Genomic DNA, 3,522 nt, shown 5'->3' with positions numbered 1-3,522 from the left:
TGTCATGCAGGTGCATGAAAACCACTGCATAAAGCGGGCAGGCGTGGCGGGGATACGAGCGCGCGTATACCGTAAAGTTGTAGTTGCACAAAAAATTAATCTTAGATATAAAAAGGAAAAATGGAGCATATCTATATGAAACTTTTGATTAAAATACTGGCTCTAATTTTGCTGGTTGCTTCAGGGGCTTGGTTTTGGTTTAAGCCTGGATTCGACTCGGGAATTGCAGCTATTACTGCATTGATCATGTTATTAGGATTGTTTGCCTCAGATAAATTAAATGTTAATTCTTTGAGACAAAAGGTTTCAAGAAATTCATGTGGGATACAAGCTGGGGGGAATGTCACTATCTCTACTGGAAAGGAGAAAGTATAAAATGGGAATTATTGGTAAAGATGCAAACCAATCTGTAAGTGATGGTTCGTTTGCATTACAGGCCGGTGGTAATATTCAAATTACAACAGGATTGTCAGCTGCAGACGTGATTCAGCTTTTTGATGTCCTTTTTCAAAACCAATTTCCCAAAATTCAGGAGATTGCTAGAGAGCAGGCAATTAGCAATCGGAGGGAACTGGAAACGCTTGTGATTAGTGAATTACACAAAAATTCAAAAAAAATAATTATAGACAAGTTTAAGGATCCAGACATTCAGGCATTATTGAATGATGCATTGACCTTTGCTGCAAGAAAGGGTAAGAAATCTCATCCAGATTTGTTATCTAAATTAATAGTAGAAAAAGTGTCTGGGGGTAATTCGGATTTGATGGAAATTATACTAACTGAAGCTGTTAGTGTTGTTCCTAAACTTACTAAATCTCAGATTGCTTTGATTTGTGCGATTTTTGTCTTAAATGATGTTCAAATGACGGCAATCCCTGCAGGGAATATACTTCATATGTTAGAGTCATTCCATCAAAAGTTTGAACAGTATCTGGGGCGTAAATTTGACTTGTCGGCTACAAGTTTAAGACACCTAAGCTATACTGGTGCATGCAATTATAATGACTTTATGGGACGTGACACAGTTGATATTTATCTGCATAAATATGCTTACTTTGGTGCAAGTAACGCTAAGGAGGCTAAGAAAAAATTGGGGTTTATTGCTCCTGCAATATTTCGTTTTATTAATCAAATTAACGCCCCACAAATCGGTGGCGTTAATTTGACAGGCGTAGGGCAAGCTATAGCTATCACTGCTCTTAAGGAAATAGCTCCTTTTGATTATGCAGAATGGTTGAAGTAATAAATAAGTACTATTTTGAATTTTCACTTTAAATCATAGGGTGCAAAATTCACTACATCTTCCTTCAACCAGTTATTCAGTTCCTGCAGACGCCTCTGCAATGGCATCAGCTCATTGCGGACAAAGACGAGGCTCGCCTTCTCCACATCCCCAAAACCCCCAGCATTATTAGGCATAATCCCCATCATTTGCGGCGGCACGCGGTGTGCCGCCATCATGTCATCCCGACTCACGTTTTTGATGTTCAAAAATTCATCCTTCGCCGCCACCTCTGACAACGGGATAATCTGAAGCCCGTCTTTTTTGCCGTTAGGCGAGTACATAAACAGATTGCGGAAGTTGCCTGGCCCTTTGGCGCTTTTCATTGCGTTGCGAAGGTTGTTCACGTCCTCCTGGTTCTGCGCGGCGTCGGTCATGTACATGATGAAGCCTGCATGGCTGCCGTTGATGTAATACTTACGGCGGAACAGCGTGGCGGATTCGTTGAGCAGGGCGGATGGAATGGCAGAAAGATAGCCGGGCAGGCCGTAGATCTCCTGGTTGATGTCCGGTTCCATCAGATGAAAAATGCTGCCTTTCGTGAACTGATACGGCTGCGTAGTCATGCCGTATTGCACAAACCAGTAGGTATCCAGGTCTAATCCGCGTCGGGTGTATTTTGCCAGAGCAGGCTCAAGGGAGATAACTTCACCGAACCGGTTTGTGCGTTTCTCCAGGTAGGCGTTACCAAATACCAGATAGTCCTGCACAAAACGTGAAAAAGCCTGCTGGCTGAGCAGCGGGTGAGGGATGTAGGTACTGGTCAGAATGTTGCACTTTACTGCAATCGGGGAGCTGTGATGTACGGCAGCGCGGAAGGTTCGCGCCAGTCCGTCAAAACTCACTGGCGGCTCATACCAGCGATCTGTCTGTACGCATTCCACATAGTCCAGCAGTTCACGGCGGTCCAGAACCGGAACGGGATCGCCGAAGCTGAATGCTTCGGCTGAAGTCTGGTTTTTATGCTTGAGCTGATTCGTCGCCGCAGCGCGGTTTTTCTTACTCTTTCCCATCAAAAAATCTCCACAATATTGCTGGTATTGGCGGACTCGCCCTGCAGCGGTTCGTTAAACAGTGCGTGCATTGTTGCCCAGGCTAGATCGGCGTGGCTGGCTTCTTCGCTGCGGCTGGCTTCATAGGTCGGGCGGTTGCCACTGGCGGTGGTGGCGCGACGGATTGCCATGAATGACTGCGCAATGTCGGTATGTCCGGCGTCAAACTCCAGACGGCGGTGGCTGATAATGTCGTAGGCCTTGAGTACCAGGGCGTTTTTAACGTTGGGGTTGTAGACAAACTCCCGGACGGCAGGAAAGAACGCTTTCACGTTCTCGTAAACCCCGTGACCGACGCCGGTTGAGTCGATACCGATATAGGTCACGTTGTACTGTTCGGTCAGTTTTTTGATGGCGTCAGCCTGGGCGCGGAAGTCCATCCCGCGCCACTGGTGACGCTCAAGAATGCGAAACTTACCGCCTGGCACGGCTGGCGGTGCCACCACCACGCATCCGGCGCTGTCGCCGTTCTGCGTACCTTTTGCCGGGTCATATCCGATCCACACTTCGCGCCAGCCAAACGGGCGCAGGGCCAGTGCATGAAAGTCGGTCCAGACTTCCCAGCTGTCCACCATGCACGCCTGCAATTCGCTGAGCGGGAACACAGATGCGAGATCGTCAACGAACTCGCACATCAGCAGGTTCTGGTATTCGTCCGGGCTGTACTCCATGCGCAGCTGGTCGAGGTCGAACAGGTTACAGCCGCCGCGTACTGCATCTTCCACGGTGACTATCTGGCGGTATTGCCCGTCTGCGCACAGCAGGCCGGGGGCCAGATTGCTGTGGGACAGGTCGATGTCCACCTTGTCGGCTTTGTTGCGCCCACGGTTGAACAGCGCACCGGACCAGAACGGATAAGCACTGTGTGTCAGGCTGGATGGCGTGGAAAAATAGGTTTGTCGCCATTTTTTGTGAATAGCCATACCGGAAGCCACTTTGCGCAGCTCCTGGAATTTCGGTATCCAGAAATATTCATCCAGATACAGGTTGCCGTGGTAACTCTGGGCCGTGCGGGCATTGGTGCCGAGGAAGTAAAGCGTGGCCCCGTTAGGAAGCACCATCGGATCGCCTTTCAGCTCCACCTCGACTTCTTTGGCGAAGTCGATGATGTACTGCTTAAAGACGTGGGCCTGTGCTTTACTGGCGGAAAGGAAAATCTGGTTACGTCCGGTAAGCAGGGCGTCAATC

At 48.5% G+C, this 3,522-nt stretch carries 4 protein-coding genes; 2 read left to right on the top strand and 2 right to left on the bottom strand.

Annotation, left to right across the window (positions count from 1 at the left end; translation table 11 throughout):
* Positions 1-135: 135 nt before the first annotated feature.
* Both D9742_RS22715 and D9742_RS22710 read left to right on the top strand, forming a co-directional pair.
* On the top strand, positions 136-375 hold the full coding sequence (locus D9742_RS22715) for a hypothetical protein (RefSeq protein WP_105467793.1): 240 nt from the start codon (positions 136-138) through the stop codon (positions 373-375).
* A 1-nt stretch (position 376) separates the two neighbouring features.
* A complete protein-coding gene (locus D9742_RS22710; protein ID WP_130238311.1) occupies positions 377-1,243 on the top strand; it encodes an LPO_1073/Vpar_1526 family protein in 867 nt (288 codons plus the stop codon).
* Positions 1,244-1,266: 23 nt separating this feature from the next.
* Here D9742_RS22710 and D9742_RS22705 read toward each other — a convergent pair whose 3' ends face one another.
* Complete coding sequence (locus D9742_RS22705) at positions 1,267-2,295, bottom strand: phage portal protein (protein WP_130238310.1); 1,029 nt, start codon at positions 2,293-2,295, stop codon at positions 1,267-1,269.
* Positions 2,295-3,522, bottom strand: a 1,228-nt coding sequence (locus D9742_RS22700; protein WP_130238309.1) for a terminase family protein, incomplete at its 5' end; no start/stop codon positions are given. The genes D9742_RS22700 and D9742_RS22705, both read right to left, overlap by 1 nt.

The organism is Escherichia sp. E1V33, from assembly GCF_004211955.1.
Taxonomy (GTDB): Bacteria; Pseudomonadota; Gammaproteobacteria; order Enterobacterales; family Enterobacteriaceae; genus Escherichia.
The sequence above is the reverse complement of the archived record's forward strand: the minus strand, read 5'-3'. Positions and strand labels throughout refer to the sequence as shown.